At 31.2% G+C, this 14,653-nt stretch carries 13 protein-coding genes; 3 read left to right on the plus strand and 10 right to left on the minus strand.

Annotated elements, in window-relative coordinates; genetic code table 11:
- Nucleotides 1–13: 13 nt before the first annotated feature.
- Nucleotides 14–274, minus strand: a complete 261-nt coding sequence (locus ACUUYC_RS02055) for a DUF4212 domain-containing protein (RefSeq protein ID WP_474263290.1) — start codon at nt 272–274, stop codon at nt 14–16.
- A gap of 282 nt (nt 275–556) precedes the next feature.
- Here ACUUYC_RS02055 and ACUUYC_RS02060 point away from each other — a divergent pair, with 282 nt between their 5' ends.
- Entirely contained in the window at nt 557–2,659 is a 2,103-nt protein-coding gene (locus ACUUYC_RS02060; RefSeq protein WP_474263292.1) for a hypothetical protein, read from the plus strand.
- A gap of 119 nt (nt 2,660–2,778) precedes the next feature.
- On the opposite strand, the gene ACUUYC_RS02065 is transcribed toward ACUUYC_RS02060, so the two are convergent.
- From ACUUYC_RS02065 to ACUUYC_RS02095, 7 genes are all read right to left on the minus strand, one after another.
- Nucleotides 2,779–4,083, minus strand: a complete 1,305-nt coding sequence (locus ACUUYC_RS02065; RefSeq protein ID WP_474263294.1) for a PI-PLC domain-containing protein — start codon at nt 4,081–4,083, stop codon at nt 2,779–2,781.
- A gap of 31 nt (nt 4,084–4,114) precedes the next feature.
- Nucleotides 4,115–6,001, minus strand: a complete 1,887-nt coding sequence (locus ACUUYC_RS02070) for a cyanobactin maturation protease PatG family protein (protein ID WP_474263296.1) — start codon at nt 5,999–6,001, stop codon at nt 4,115–4,117.
- A 4-nt stretch (nt 6,002–6,005) separates the two neighbouring features.
- Nucleotides 6,006–6,185, minus strand: a complete 180-nt coding sequence (locus tag ACUUYC_RS02075; protein ID WP_474263298.1) for a hypothetical protein — start codon at nt 6,183–6,185, stop codon at nt 6,006–6,008.
- A 61-nt stretch (nt 6,186–6,246) separates the two neighbouring features.
- Complete coding sequence (locus tag ACUUYC_RS02080) at nt 6,247–6,441, minus strand: cyanobactin biosynthesis system PatB/AcyB/McaB family protein (protein WP_474263300.1); 195 nt, start codon at nt 6,439–6,441, stop codon at nt 6,247–6,249.
- A gap of 11 nt (nt 6,442–6,452) precedes the next feature.
- Nucleotides 6,453–8,426, minus strand: coding sequence for a S8 family peptidase (locus tag ACUUYC_RS02085; RefSeq protein ID WP_474263302.1), 1,974 nt, complete (start codon nt 8,424–8,426; stop codon nt 6,453–6,455).
- A 92-nt stretch (nt 8,427–8,518) separates the two neighbouring features.
- Entirely contained in the window at nt 8,519–8,674 is a 156-nt protein-coding gene (locus tag ACUUYC_RS02090; RefSeq protein WP_474263304.1) for a hypothetical protein, read from the minus strand.
- Nucleotides 8,675–9,072: 398 nt separating this feature from the next.
- Nucleotides 9,073–9,819, minus strand: a complete 747-nt coding sequence (locus ACUUYC_RS02095; RefSeq protein ID WP_474263306.1) for a LytR/AlgR family response regulator transcription factor — start codon at nt 9,817–9,819, stop codon at nt 9,073–9,075.
- A gap of 447 nt (nt 9,820–10,266) precedes the next feature.
- Between ACUUYC_RS02095 and ACUUYC_RS02100 the strand changes: the two genes are divergently transcribed.
- A complete protein-coding gene (locus ACUUYC_RS02100) occupies nt 10,267–11,925 on the plus strand; it encodes an alkaline phosphatase family protein (RefSeq protein ID WP_474263308.1) in 1,659 nt (552 codons plus the stop codon).
- A gap of 93 nt (nt 11,926–12,018) precedes the next feature.
- Here the strand turns inward: ACUUYC_RS02100 and ACUUYC_RS02105 are convergent, their stop codons facing one another.
- Nucleotides 12,019–12,198, minus strand: coding sequence for a hypothetical protein (locus ACUUYC_RS02105; protein ID WP_474263310.1), 180 nt, complete (start codon nt 12,196–12,198; stop codon nt 12,019–12,021).
- A 96-nt stretch (nt 12,199–12,294) separates the two neighbouring features.
- Nucleotides 12,295–13,914 carry a helix-turn-helix domain-containing protein gene (locus ACUUYC_RS02110; RefSeq protein WP_474263312.1) on the minus strand — a complete coding sequence of 540 codons (1,620 nt, stop codon included), beginning with the start codon at nt 13,912–13,914 and terminating at the stop codon, nt 12,295–12,297.
- Nucleotides 13,915–14,431: 517 nt separating this feature from the next.
- Here ACUUYC_RS02110 and ACUUYC_RS02115 point away from each other — a divergent pair.
- On the plus strand, nt 14,432–14,638 hold the full coding sequence (locus ACUUYC_RS02115) for a hypothetical protein (protein ID WP_474263314.1): 207 nt from the start codon (nt 14,432–14,434) through the stop codon (nt 14,636–14,638).
- Nucleotides 14,639–14,653 lie beyond the last annotated feature (15 nt).

Here is a 14,653-nt window from a genome sequence, read left to right on the forward strand (position 1 = left end):
AGTTTAGTTAGGGTTACTCATCGAAACCGTATTTTTTATCTAGTTTGTTCATTAATCGTACGTAAATGAAGATGAGAATTACGAATACATAGATAGATCCTTGTTGTGCAAACCAGAAACCCAGTTTGAATCCGCCAAGTCTGAATTGGTTGAGTTCTTCTCTAAATAGAATACCGCAACCATAGGAAACTATAAACCAAATAGATAATAGAATTATCAAGTATTTTATATTTTCTTTCCAGTACGCTTTTGCACGTTTTTTTTGATCGTTCATAGGTTTTGGGTTGGTTTTGTATGATGTCACTAAGATATGTATTTATTCCAATACTAAAGAAAGTTGTAGTGTTAGCAATAGTATCAATTTTTCTAGCATTAAATTATATGCGCCATTGAAATTTTCTTGTTTTTATTTATAGAGAAATCCTAAAAGCAGCGTTACTTGAATTATTTTTCTGTTTGAAAATGCATGTTGACTCAATAAGAACAACAACTGACTCGTTTTATCTATTATATATAAAGGTATTACATTAGATTTGAGTAACCAAAACACCAAAGAATGTTAAAAAAGAGTATCATATCGCTCTGCTTTTTGATTACATCAAGCGTATTTTCACAATCAAAAATATTTGATTTTCTTGATTATAAACTCCGAAAAGGAGATGTGAAAATGTTGTATGAATTAGCAGGTTTTTTTGACAGCAAAGAAAAGTACATTGAAACTTTAGGATATCACATCATTCACACTACCGAATCGAGTGTAGCTAAAAGAATTGTTCGTGAGAATTGTATGTTTTTAACTAATGAAATCGTGATTGACACAACAACTTCAAGTCAAGATTTTAAAAAATTCCTCTCAGATAATAGTTCAAAATTAACTTTTTCCAAATTGGCAAATGCTTTTGTGATTACACCTTTTTCAGCACGAAAAACATCGTATGAAGTTGTTGCATTAACGCCGTTCAAAACACAAAATCTAAAGAAAGAGAGAGATGAATTACTGAATTTAACTTGGGTAAAAGACAATCAGATTGATCGACTTATTGCAGATAAAAATCCGCGCGCTTTGTTGGAGATTGCTGGTGTACTTGTAAAAAGACGTTATCGTCATGATGAATATTCACGAGATCAAAAAGAAATGATTGATTTGCTTTCTTTATTGACCAATTCATCCATTGCTGTACCACACAAAAACAATGTGATGAGTTATCATATTGAAAATGATTTTCTTGAAACGTCTAAAGTGAATTTATTAATCTTTTTTGCGAATCATTATAAAGATTATCAGTGGAACGAGACTTTACATATTTTTGAGAATCCTTCATTAACTATTAATAAAATTGATGCTGAAACTAATTTGTTTGAAAAATTAGTGTCTGAAAATGATTCTATCTCGCTTGACGCTTTTATACAATTGACAACTTCTAATGCTGAAAAAGTAACTAAACTCGCTAATGAATATAATCGTTCAGGAATTAGAGCTAATTATAGTATTCCTGCGTTTCCATATCGTTTTTTAAAGCAACTTGTTTTATTTACTGATTATTGTAAAAAGGAACAAATTGATTTTACAGGAAATAAAATTCTAAAAGATAAAATTCTAAAACTACAAACCAACTTATCTTTTAGAGAACGTAGACAATTGGAAAACGAATTGGTTGTTTATCTAACGTTAGACAACATTACGGCTTTTGAATATTGGTGTGTTATTTATTCGACCAAATGGAATTTCACTTATTCAGCAGGAAGGATTCTTGATAAATTTTATTCCAAGAATTGGAACGAACTTACGAGTTCAAAAAAGCATCTTAAAACCTATTTATTAAAAGCAAGATGGTTTGATAGATTAGGAATTATAGGGTTTTGCAATAACTATTTGGTCAAATTTACGGGTGCAACTCCCTCGATTTTAAAAATATTACTGGAACTTTCTACGAATATTGAAATTTCACCAGAAGTTACCGAAGCCCTTAGAATAGCAAAAACACCTGTTGTATTTAATGAAAAGGAAAAGAAATCATGGAAAGGAAATTCTTTTGATAGAATTGATAATTTTCAGAGTGAATTCCAAAAAATTATGGAAACTCAAACTGATAAGAAACAACTTCAAAAAGAACTCGCTCGTTTAATTTCAAAAATAAAGTTTCAACAAATTGGAGAAGCATTAGAAGCAATTGAAGATATCCCTTTTGATTATCTTCATAGCAAATATTCATTTTTGACTCGTGATTTTGGACTTTCACATATCCCATCAATAGAAGACGCTAAAAACAGAAGTGATTTCCTTAAAAGCTACAAGAAATATTCAGAAGAAAAGTTATATCGATATTCATTAATACAAGTTGGCATTGAGTTTACTAATGATGACAAAACACTAGATTATGATAAAATATATGAGATTTTAAAATACGACATTAATACTGCTTTTGCAGGTGGTGGCGGAAGTACTAAAGATAATGGTGTGTACGCAGTGATTAAAATTTTAGAACTCAGGTTTAAAACTACGCTTGGTTATCCTAATAAATTGTGTGCTTCAAATAATATGTACGGATGTACTTCACGTGATAGAGCTGCTGCTTGGAGAAATTATTTAGAAGTAAATAAGCTTTTAAAAAAAGAGCATAATGAACCTGTTTCGTTTTCGCATGAATTATCTAAATAAAAGAGACTATCACAGCAATATGTGATAGTCTCCAAACCTATATAAATCTGCTTAGCAAATTGATGTTTGGTTTATAATTAACCTAATAAAAATAATCATGAAATCAGCAGTTTTTAAAATCATTTCCAATTGAGCGCCATTGCCATTGCTGCTGCATTAGAATTTAAGATATCATCAGTATAAATTATATTTGGAAAAGCTGTACTTGATACTTTTGGGTATACTAAACTTGCTAATTGTTGATTTGCTTGGCTTGCTAACTCTTTGATACTTGAAGCTGTTCCTAATCCGCATGTAGCTGCCTGAAGCGCATTTTGAGTAAGCGTCCATGACAGTAAGAAATATTTTGAATTGTTAGCTTTCATTTTAGCAAATTGATCTGTAGCCATCTCACCTACTTGATTTTTATCTGCATAACTATTATAAACATTAAAGTTCGCATATTTAAAAAAGCCGTTTCCTTCATATTTTCCTAAATCAGCGCTTTCTTCCAAAATGATAATTACTGCTGCTTTTGAAGTAATAAATTCATTCAATGTATTTGCTGTCAAATCTGTATTTTTATTAGCAACAAAAAGGTTTTTAATATTTGCCAATTTTGCAAACAAACTATTCCATTCATTTTGATTAAATGCCCTGTAAGATCCATTCCCTACATCAGTATTTAATGAATGGGATAAATTTAAAACCACCAATTCTTTTTGACTACTTGTAAATGAATTTACATCAGCTATGATAGAATCTATAGACTGTCCATTAGCTCCTTGCCAAGATGATAATTTATCTATATATCCGTAATGTCCCGTATAATAATCTCCTGCACTAATTACTGGTCTTATATCAAAATACCTGGCGCCAGACTCTAATTGTCCTTGTATACTTTTACTTTGTGTTAATACACTACAATTAGCTGCAAGAGGAGTTCCAGAGGTTCTTACACTCATTCCGGCATCATGTGATCCAGTGATACAAACTTCATTCATTTTTTTATTTCCAAGTAATGATAAATTATCTTGCATCCAAGAGGCGCCATTAAGATTGGTTGAAGAATAGTTCCCATTTGTTCCAGATAATACGAAACTTACATATCCGTCATGTTTCCACCCTAGCGAAAATAAAGTTCCTTGTTTGTTTGAATTTGTTTCAATATTTGTGAAAAAGACTTTTAACTCAAATCCATTTGTAGCTCTCGCTTGAACTTGAAAAGAATTATTCGTTCCATCAAGTGAATAATTAACTTCTCCAGCATCATCAGCTTCATGTGTAAAAATTCCTTGATCCCATTCAACATATATATTCACGGATGTTTTTGCTTGTATGACATCTGGAAAATTCCAAGAGTTCATTTGATACGAATGTTGATTTGTTTTTTTCCAGTTTGAATTTGTACTATTCACTAATGTAATATTTCCTCCTTGTCCCATAATTGTATTTTGATTTTGTTTTTTGTTAATTCTATTTACGACTCGACCACGATCGCACTTTCCCTATTGTTACTGGACTGACTTCACTTACATCAACCGTAAAGCGGTAGATTCGTTTTGATTCTTGATTGTTTTTTGGATTAAAGAATTTTAAAATAACATCCCAACAATCACTATCTATTCTTCCAAAAAGACTTTTTTGAACATCGATCGTATCTAACTCATATCCTTTGATTACTGAATCAGAAAATATGTGTACTGCCTGAAAAGCATTCGTTGCAGCATAGTTTAACGCTCTATCTCGCGCAGTAGCTCCTAAATTCCTCAGATTGTAATATATTTTTTCAAGAAAATCCTGCAAGCCTTGTGTTAATGTATTTATATTTAAAGAACTAGTTTCACTGCCGAATGATTCAATCGCTTTATTCACCAAATTGTTCACTTTCCAACCATAAATTCCACGAGTGTTCGGTACACTTATCACAGGAACTAATTGCCCAGAAAGCAACATTACCTTTTTCCCCGTTAACACACCTGGAATACATACTTTTTCTATATAGTCTTTGTGATGTTGAGGTTTTAGTTGATTTTTAAGTATACTTAATAAAGTTTTATAAACATCGCTTGCAAAAGCATCATTAGCCTCTATAGCATAAATTGGTGTTAATTCTAGATTCAATGTCCATATCACAGATTTCGTTTCAGACACATTATTTTCAAAGTGATTGATCATCTGTACCACATCATTTGGGTTTGCTGTTAGTAGCGTATCGCCTAACTTTTCTGGAGTCATTATTTGAGCAAAGGTGTCTTTACGAGCCTCTGTTCCAAAATCATACCCTAATGTTCCTAATGCAAATGCTTTTCGCTTAACATTTTGATGTACACTACTTGCTTCTACACTTTTAGAACTGTGTTTGATTGTATTCGATTCTTTTTCACTTTGTACTACTTTAGATTGATTTTGCAGTACATTTTCTCCATCTTTCACCTCTTTTTTTGTACTCAAAACAATACTGCTTGTATTCAGTACTTTTTTTACAGCAGCTTCAAGATCTAGCTTCCCTACTAAATATCGTTGTCGTTCTTTTTCATCTTCCACTTCTTTAGCTGATACTACAGTAGCACTTTGTATAATTGCATTGAAAACTGCTTTTGCGTTGGGTTGTATTCCTTGTTGTTTTTGAAGTGACATTAATAAAGCTGCAATTCCTGTTACAATTGGTGCTGCACAACTTGTTCCTTTTTCTTCCATAGCACCGCCACCTGATTTAGCCGCTTTTATTTTTTCACCAGGCACTGTGATTCCTTGTTTTTGATAAATTCCTCCCCAATTACTGAAGCGAAAAGGAATACCTTGATCTGTAAGTGCTCCAACTACTAAAACGCCAGGTATTGCTGCAGGAACACACAAACATTCTCCTTTGTCATTTCCTCCTGGAGCTACAATAAGGATGTTTTCATTGATGCACTCTTGAATTGTTTTTGTTAGAAGTTCGTCGGTTTTCCCTGTGATTGTAGGAGTTGCAACAGAAATATGAATAATATTTGCACCAGATTGTCTTGCTAGATTAATTGCGCGAACCATGTCCAATTGCGGAGTACTACTTTCCGAACTCATGGGAAATTCTATAAATTCACCTTTACATTGAGGAGAAATTCCTTCTACAATAGTGCCTGTTTGACCTAATAACACACTTGTAATAAATGTTCCATGTAACCTTCCTTGTGCTTCTTGTTTTTTATCAAGATTTTCTTTGGAAGCCCAATAGTTAGTGTTTACTGTAAGATTAGCTCCTTTAAAGCAAGAATGCTTCAGATCAATTCCTCCATCAATAATTGCTATCTTAATGTCATAATCGCCTAAAGTTTTTTTTCGCAACTCTGGCATTCCTCTTATTTCTAAAAAATTAGCCATATCTCTAACTCCAAATTATACCTCTATTAAGGTTTGTTGTTTTAACTCTTTTTGAATACTTTATTGGATCTTGTTCTTTTAGTAAAGATGAAAAATTCTCAGCTCCTGTATATAAAGGTTTCTTTTGCTCTTTTTTCACCTTTGCTACTTTCTCTTTTTTTGATGTACTAGTCTTAGGTTTCATAGTGTATGTTTTTACAGTATGACCAAATATTTAATAAATGATCATACTGTGTTTTTAGATGTTATAGTGTCAGTTTTGCATTTGCATAACTCATTACCCGAAAGGGTTGAGGATCATTAAAATTTGCTCCGTGTAATAAATCCATTTGTACATTCATAAGGTCTTCAGGCCTTGAAATAACATGCAAGTTTAGTACACTGTGTGGCACAAAAATTTCTTTACGATTTATTGGTGGTGTTTGTAATGGTATCGACATAAGTATGTTTTTTAATTACTACTTGACCACGATCTTACTTTCCCTACACTCACTGGAATTGTATCACTTACATCAACCGTAAAACGATACACTCGTTTAGATTCTTGATTATTTTTTGGGTTAAAAAACTTTAATAATACATCCCAACAATCACTATCCATACGTCCGAAAGGACTTTTTTCTACTTGAATATCATCCAATTCATATCCTCTTATTGCCGAATCTGAAAATGTATGTGTTGCTTGAAAAGCATTTGTACCCGCATAGTTCAATGCTCTATCACGTGAAGTAGTTCCTAGATTTCTTAAATTGTAGTAAATCTTCTCCAAGAAATCTTGCAATCCTCTTTTTAGGTTTTCATCAAAGTTATTAGCGGTATTTACACCTGTACTCTCTGCGTGACTTGTAAGAGCTGCAACAGAACTATCAATTAGATTATTGACTTTCCATCCATAAATTCCTCTACTGTTAGTTAAACTTATAACTGGAACAACTTGCCCAGAAAACAATGTGACTTTTTTCCCTGTTAGTACTCCTGGAATACAAACTCTTTCTATATAATCTTTGTCATTTTCTTGCTTAATTTGTCCTGCTAATATTTTTAATAAAGACTCGTACACATCTCTAGCAAACGCGCCATCTGCTTCTATAGCATAAATAGGAGTTAGTTCTAGGTTTAGTGTCCAAATAACAGATTTTGTTTCTGATAAATTATTATCAAAATGCTTTACCATTTGACGTGCATCATACGGGTTTGCTGGAACAAGTACACCACTTACATCTTCTGGCGCCATTAATTGTTTAAAAGCATCTCTGCGTGCTTCCGACCCAAAATCGTATCCTAATGTTCCTAGTACAAACACACGATTGGTAGTACTTTCACTTGTACTACTTGGCTCTACACTTTCTGTAGCTGTTAGTTTTGTAACTTTTGTAGCTTCTGTATGACTCGCTACTACACTTTCTGTTTCATTATTAATCGCTTCATTTGTAGATGCAGAAACTAGGTTTTCTTCTTCTAAAGGTTTTGTGTCTTCTGTATTACTTGTCTTTTTTTCGCACTCACATGCAGACGCTTCAACGGTTGATTCTGTATTGTTTGACATAATTTTTTGGTTTAATTGATTTAATGCTTGATTGATATTTAATTTACCTGCTAAGTAAAGTTGGCAATTGTCGTTTTTTGATTCTTCACAAGGTGTTACACTATTTAGTAGGATGTGCCGAATTGCTTCTGGATTTGGCTTTTCTCCTCGTTCAATTTGCATACTTAATAATAATGCTGCTACTCCTGTAACTATTGGTGCTGCAACGCTTGTTCCTGATTGACGAGAAGTTCCTCCACCTGAGTTTGCTCCTAAAATATTTTTCCCTGAAGCTAAAAGACCTTGTTTTGCGTATGCTTTTCCCCAATTACTAAAACCTAGCGGTTTTCCTTTTTCATCCATAGCACCTACAGCCAAAACATTCGGTATACTTGCAGGTACATGTAAACAATCACAGCCGTTGTTACCAGCAGCAGCAATAACTAAAACATTGTTTCTAGTACAGTGTGCTATAGCATTTTTTAACCAAGTCTCGGCTCCACCAGATTCACTCAATTGTCCGCCACTTATGTTAATAATGTGCGCACCTGATTCTACTGCATATTCAATAGCTCTAGCTAAGTCTAATTGGGATAATTTTTTATTATTATCTGAAAAAACGGGTATTAAAAGTCCAGTACATTTTGGCGCAATACCTTTAACATTACTATGATGCTGACCAAAAACAACACTTGACACATGTGTTCCATGCTTTACCATAGGAGCTGAAACATCTACTTTTGGAGAAGTCGTTTTCTGATCCTGTATCATTTTTGCTCCTTTAAAACATATATGTGTCGTATCAACCTGACCATCAAGAATGGCAATACAAATTTCCGAACGTCCATGTGTTCTTGACCAAAGATTTGACAATCCTTCTATTGAATTGATATTTTCCATTTGTCCTTTTTTAAGTTGTTTTTACAGATTTTTATGAGATTTAATAACTGACCGATCATCTGAAGATCGGTCAGTAAAGAATTTTGAGATTCTTATTTACTATTTTTATCAGCAAATGGAACACAAACTTTAATTGGTCCAATATTATGACATCCTAAAATAGAAGCTGAAACTCCATTAGCTTGTCTTACTGCTCCAGATGTACGATTGATTGGTGTTGCTTGAATAGGTGATGTTAAATTTTTCATTTTTTTATATTTAAAAATTGTTTTGGTTTCATCTACTAGGCTTTCTAATAGATATTTTGTGATATGATTCATGCTGATACACAACACTGAATCCACAGTTTGGTATTTTGAACATTTTAGAAATAGTATTACTTATGTATCATAGTCTTATTAAAGTCAGGTAAACACCTGTGAGTTTATAATATTATAAATGACTACATCATTAATGCTTAGAAAAAACCACTAGCGCTATGTTTATTTTTCTTACATAAAACTATAAATGAAAAAGATAGCAAATGAAAGATATGAAGTGAATTAGCCTTTTTTATGTTGCCAATTAACGATTCATTGTTGTAAAGAAAATAATATACATCATTGTTAACGTAAGCGTTGTATAGCGTATGTTTTATAGAGACGTTCTATCTTAAGATGACTAAATTTTTAAGGATTTTTTTATACTTCACTCCTAAGGTGACGCTATAATTCCCTTTAAGGATAATTAAATTGTCTTTTGGAATAATTTGTTCTATGGCCAGACTATTGATAATGTATTTGCGATGTATTTGCAGAAATATTGTTGCATCTAGAAATTCTTTGATTTTACCTAATGAAATAAGCACCACATACTTTTCATTTTCGGTAATAATATTACAATAACGATTTTCTACTTCTATATAAATTATGTTTTCTAAATGTACTCTGTGTAATGTATTTTTCTTTTTAATAAATAAACTTTTCTTATTTACTTCAGAACTTTGATCTTCCTTTATAACCTCATCTGATTGTTTTTGCAACTTTTCAAGAATATTTTCTAAGGTATATAATATTTCAATTTCGTTGAAAGGTCTGTGCAGTATAGCAAAAGGTTTGGTTAGTTTTGCTCTTTGATATAAATGTCTATTTTCAAAACCTGTTAAATATATAAATGGGCATATCTTCTTATTAGACATTAATAAATTTTCAATGAATGTAATTCCATCTGGATTTCCATCTATAAACATATCAGTGATGATAATATCTACAGATAGTTTATTATAGCTAAGTAAAGCTTCTTGATAACTACTCGCTATTCCAATTACATGATATGAATTTGACTCGAGCAATTCTTTTAATCTTGTTACTTTCGGATGTTTTTCTTTAATCAGAAAGATCTTCATTGTATTCATTTGGTAGGATTTGAAAATCAAAATACTGATAATATGAGTTGAGTCTAACGATCGACCTTTCTATATTTTAAACAGAAAACATAGAAATATTGACTATACTTTAAAATTATGGAATACTAAGGATAGTCTCCTTCGTCTTAAATAAAAAATTTCTTTAATTAGATACTCAGTCAAAATATTCTTCTCTTGATTACTATTTAATAGTTAGTTATTAAGAAAAAGGTAAAGCATCAAATAAAATGTTATGAATGATTAAAAAGATGTTGTGAATGGTCAATATTAGGGGCATAAAAAAAGGTGAGAAAATCATTTCTTATACAATTCCTTTAAATTCCGTAAAAATCTTGAAAACTTATTCTTACGTATAGTTTCCCTTTTCAATAGTCGCATTTGTATAACAACATATTATGCCATAAATTGATGTACTAAATTAATCTACAAAGGAATATGACTACAATCAATAGTAAAATTAAGCATGTTGTTGTCGTGATGTTTGAAAACCGATCATTTGATCATATGTTAGGTTTTTTATACAACGACATCTATAAGAACAAAAGTAACAATCAAAGTAAAAACGATAAGAATGGTGTTGATATTTCAACCATGAATATATCGCCACTTGGACATCCATTTGAAGGATTGACAGGAAATGAAACAAACCCTGATGGTAAAGGCGGAAGTGTTAAGGTATTTCCTATTGACAAAGATGATCCGTATGCGTATTATATGCCCAAAATGGATCCGGGAGAAGGTTTTATGAATACCAACTATCAATTATTTGGTGCTTCAATCCCTCCTTTTCCTGCTTCAGAGAAAATAGGTCCAAATCAAGGTTTTTTACTCGATTTTGAAGGGAAAATTGGTGCAAAGTATTACGGAGATCCTCCAGTGAAAAAGAAAAGCTCAAATTCATCTACCAAAAAAACATACGATAAAAATTATGATCATTCCAAAGATTATAAAAACGATGATTATAAAAACTGGTATAAAGATGAGCATCCTCCAGTAGCAGAAGGCTTAAAAATTGTGCCAAAATTCCCAAATACAGTTCCAAGTGATATTATGGGAATGTACACACCAGATACACTTCCTATTTTATCAAACTTAGCAAAAGGATATGCTGTTTGTGATCATTATTATTGTTCGGTTCCTTCTGAAACACTTCCAAATCGTGCTTTTATGCATTTGGCAACTTCACAAGGAAATTTGTACGATGAAATAAGTAAATATAGTGCTCCAAGCATTTTTAAAAATCTTACAAATAATGGACACACTTGGGGAATTTATGGATATAAAGCTAAAAAAGAGCCTTATACATTTACTTTCTGTGAAGATATTTCTAAAAAAGAAACAGTAACAGTAAATGGAAAACCCGTAGAAGAATATGTAATTCCTAAAGGTTGTCAGTGTGGAGAGTTTACAAAATTTGAAGAAGCATTAGGCAATGGAAGTCTTCCCGACTATACGTTTTTAGAACCATCATGGGGAAGTTATGGAAATAGTCAACACCCAAACTATGATGTTGCAGCTGGTGAAGCATATATGTTAGAGATATATAATAAGCTTAGAGCATCTGATTATTGGAAAGATACCTTATTAATTATTAACTATGATGAACATGGAGGTTGTTATGACCATGTAGTACCACCTACAGGAGCAACACAACCGAGTCCAACAACTATTAATGAGAAGAATGGTTTTAAATTTGACCGTTTTGGCGTACGTGTTCCTTGTGTATTAATTTCTCCTTGGATTGAAGCTGGAACTGTATACAGAACTAAAGGCGAAGTACCATTAGATCATACTTCTATTTTAAAGACAGTTGAAGTATTGTTTGGTTTGCCTCCATTAACAGCTCGTGATGAAGCTGCAAGTGATATGTTGGATGTTATTACAAGAAAAGAAATTAGAACTGATAATCCATTAGACGGCATTAAAGCACCAGTAGCAGATTCGTCTGTAAAAATAGAGAATCATGCGTCTCAAATTTTAAGAGCGCAGGCTAACGCAATTACTGATGCACGAAATGCTGAAACTGGAGCACAAGACAAAACTCCTGAGTTTAAAACGGATGAAGAAGCGCATGCATATATTGATCAACAATAATTAAATTTGAAAAAATCATTTAAATCAAAAAAGCTCAACAGAACCTGTTGAGCTTTTTTGGGCACTAAATTATCATTTTTTTTAAACGAATGTTTATAAAGAATTACTATTGCGAGTCACACCTGTTGTTCGACAATGTGTATCTATATTAGAATCCGTTGGCAGGCATTCAGCTGATGCGCAAGCATTTGAATCTACGCCACCTTTCACTTCTAAGTTATTAATTTTTGCAACTTTAAATTTAGAGAGCTTCATTTTTTTATTCTTTCTCATAGTCTATATTTTAAGGGATTAATTAAACAAAGCAAATATACTGTAGTGCCTATATTTCAAAAGGAAATGAAGTCGTATTTACGTTAAAAACGACTACTAGTTGTCAATTGAATTTAGTTTTTTAATGTAAAAAGAAGGATAAATCCCTGTATGCTTTTTAAACGATTTAGAAAACGATTCAGAAGTATTAAAACCTAATTCGGAAGCTATTGATTTAATATCATATGCTCTAAATTTTTTATTTTCTTTCAATTGAATTAATGCATAATTGATTCTTAAGTCAGTAATGTATTGCACAAATTTTTTCCCTTTATGCGATTGTAATGTTTTTGATAAATAGGTAGCATTTGTGTTAATTTCTTTTGCAAGAAAGTTGATACTACATTTTTGTTGTAGAAACATTTTTTCGTTTTCAAATACTTCTAATCCATCTAAGATTTTCTGAATATTCTCATCACTTATTTTATAATCTTTTGATTTAGGAGAAACTGTTTCTTTTACTGCTTTTTCAATTGTTTTTTCCTTCGTAGAATTAAGTTCTTTTAGAATATTTTCAAACCTTGTTTTATAATTTCGCTTCGTTTTTAAATAGTATAAGATTCCAAGAATAATGATTCCAATCAAAAAGAAACTAATTTTTGTTAAAAATAAAGTGCTTTTTTTTGCTGTTTTTACATCATTTTCAAGCTGATCTATTCTAGCTGTAAATGAAGGCACATCATATTTATCGTATATGTTTTGTGATGACCTTTTAATTATTTCATCATTTTCAGCATTTTTATTTTTAAAGATTTTGAGATAGTATACTTCTTTTTCAATATCCTTTTTTTGCTCATAACATTGTGCTAGAAGAATATAATTTTCCTGTGAAAGAATAGAGTTTATATTATTTTTATTTACAAGAGAATCTACTTTTAAAAAATATACAAGTGCACTATCAATATCTTGCTGTAAAAAATAGTTTTTCCCTTGATAGAAATATAAATTAGGTAATCTACTAACTGCTTTTAGGTCTATTATTTTCTCTTCTGCCTTTTTAAGATCATCAATAGATTTTTTAAAATCTCCTTTTTCTTGATTGATAATTCCTTGTATCACAAGAAACTCACTATATGCTTCATCGTCATTAATACGTAAGCTTTTATCTATACCTTTTACACAATAAACTGATGCAGAATCTAAATAAACTATTTTACCTTTCTCATAGTCTTCTGCCATATGTGTGTATGCATTGCTAATATTCAACAAAGCATTTATGTAATCAAAATCGCTAAGGCGAGAATCATTTTTTTTGTCTAATCTTTCATAAAAGGAAAGGTTCTGTTTACTTAAATCTAGTGCTTGTTTTGTTTCTCCAATTTGATTTTTTATGAGCGCAATGCTATTAGCAATTCTTGCTAACTTAATAGAATCATTATCTTTTTGAATAATATCATAAGCTTTCGTATAATTTTTGATCGCTTTTATATAATTGGTTGCTGAATAATAAATATTTCCTTTTAGGTAAAGACTACTTGCATATTGTTGATCATTATTTACTTTTTTAGATTCTTTCAAAGCAACATCAATAAAATATAACGCACTATCCTTTTGTCCCAACTTATTATACGCTAATGCATACTGATTCGCTCCTTTGTAAATTTCTATTTTATTTTTTTCTTCTAAAGCTTTAGTATAATGAGCGCTTGCATATACCTTACCTAGTTTAGGTTTCATATGTATGGTAGATTTAAAAGCTTTTCTCAAACTATCATACGTCAAGGTTTTCAATTGTTGATCATTTGAAATTGTGTGTTCTTGTGCTTTTACCTGCTGAATTAGAACAAGAAAGCATACACTTAGAAAAAATCGAAACATAGAAAAAATTCAATATTAAAGTCTAAATATAAGAAGTTCATAGTATGAAGCAAACTTATACTTCACAATTTCTGAACTAGTCGTATTTAACTAAAACACGACTTATCATGATTGTTTTCTAGCATTTTTTGCTGTTGATTTGGAGTATTATTAATTCAAATTATAAACTTATTATGAAAAAACAACAGCTTAAAAATTTAAACCTTAACAAGAAATCTATATCACAATTTGATCAATCAAAGGAAATAATCGGAGGAATGAAATCTGTTCCAATGAACAGGTGTCAATATTTCCCAACTTTCAGAGATTGTCTTCCAACTTTTGAATGTGCTTAATGTTTTTTATAACAGTCAAACTATAATTTAAAATTTACATTATGAAAAAAAAGAATCTTAAGAATTTAAGTCTTAACAAAAAGTCAATTTCAAATTTTGATCAATCAAAGGAAATAATTGGAGGTGCAAAATCTATGCCTATACAAAACTGTCAATATATTCCAACTGGTAGTGATACAACAGGCTTAGGAACTTTAGTAGACTGCGTTACATACTCTGTAACATGGTGTCATTCTGAATTCTGTTAAACTAAAATCAGTAAA

Source organism: Kordia sp. E, assembly GCF_056033805.1.

Coding starts and splice junctions, on each gene's coding strand:
- ACUUYC_RS02055 (WP_474263290.1), bottom strand. CDS start 274: ATGAACGATCAAAAAAAACGTGCAAAAGCGTACTGGAAAGAAAATATA.
- ACUUYC_RS02060 (WP_474263292.1), top strand. CDS start 557: ATGTTAAAAAAGAGTATCATATCGCTCTGCTTTTTGATTACATCAAGC.
- ACUUYC_RS02065 (WP_474263294.1), bottom strand. CDS start 4,083: ATGGGACAAGGAGGAAATATTACATTAGTGAATAGTACAAATTCAAAC.
- ACUUYC_RS02070 (WP_474263296.1), bottom strand. CDS start 6,001: ATGGCTAATTTTTTAGAAATAAGAGGAATGCCAGAGTTGCGAAAAAAA.
- ACUUYC_RS02075 (WP_474263298.1), bottom strand. CDS start 6,185: ATGAAACCTAAGACTAGTACATCAAAAAAAGAGAAAGTAGCAAAGGTG.
- ACUUYC_RS02080 (WP_474263300.1), bottom strand. CDS start 6,441: ATGTCGATACCATTACAAACACCACCAATAAATCGTAAAGAAATTTTT.
- ACUUYC_RS02085 (WP_474263302.1), bottom strand. CDS start 8,426: ATGGAAAATATCAATTCAATAGAAGGATTGTCAAATCTTTGGTCAAGA.
- ACUUYC_RS02090 (WP_474263304.1), bottom strand. CDS start 8,674: ATGAAAAATTTAACATCACCTATTCAAGCAACACCAATCAATCGTACA.
- ACUUYC_RS02095 (WP_474263306.1), bottom strand. CDS start 9,819: ATGAATACAATGAAGATCTTTCTGATTAAAGAAAAACATCCGAAAGTA.
- ACUUYC_RS02100 (WP_474263308.1), top strand. CDS start 10,267: ATGACTACAATCAATAGTAAAATTAAGCATGTTGTTGTCGTGATGTTT.
- ACUUYC_RS02105 (WP_474263310.1), bottom strand. CDS start 12,198: ATGAGAAAGAATAAAAAAATGAAGCTCTCTAAATTTAAAGTTGCAAAA.
- ACUUYC_RS02110 (WP_474263312.1), bottom strand. CDS start 13,914: ATGAAACCTAAACTAGGTAAGGTATATGCAAGCGCTCATTATACTAAA.
- ACUUYC_RS02115 (WP_474263314.1), top strand. CDS start 14,432: ATGAAAAAAAAGAATCTTAAGAATTTAAGTCTTAACAAAAAGTCAATT.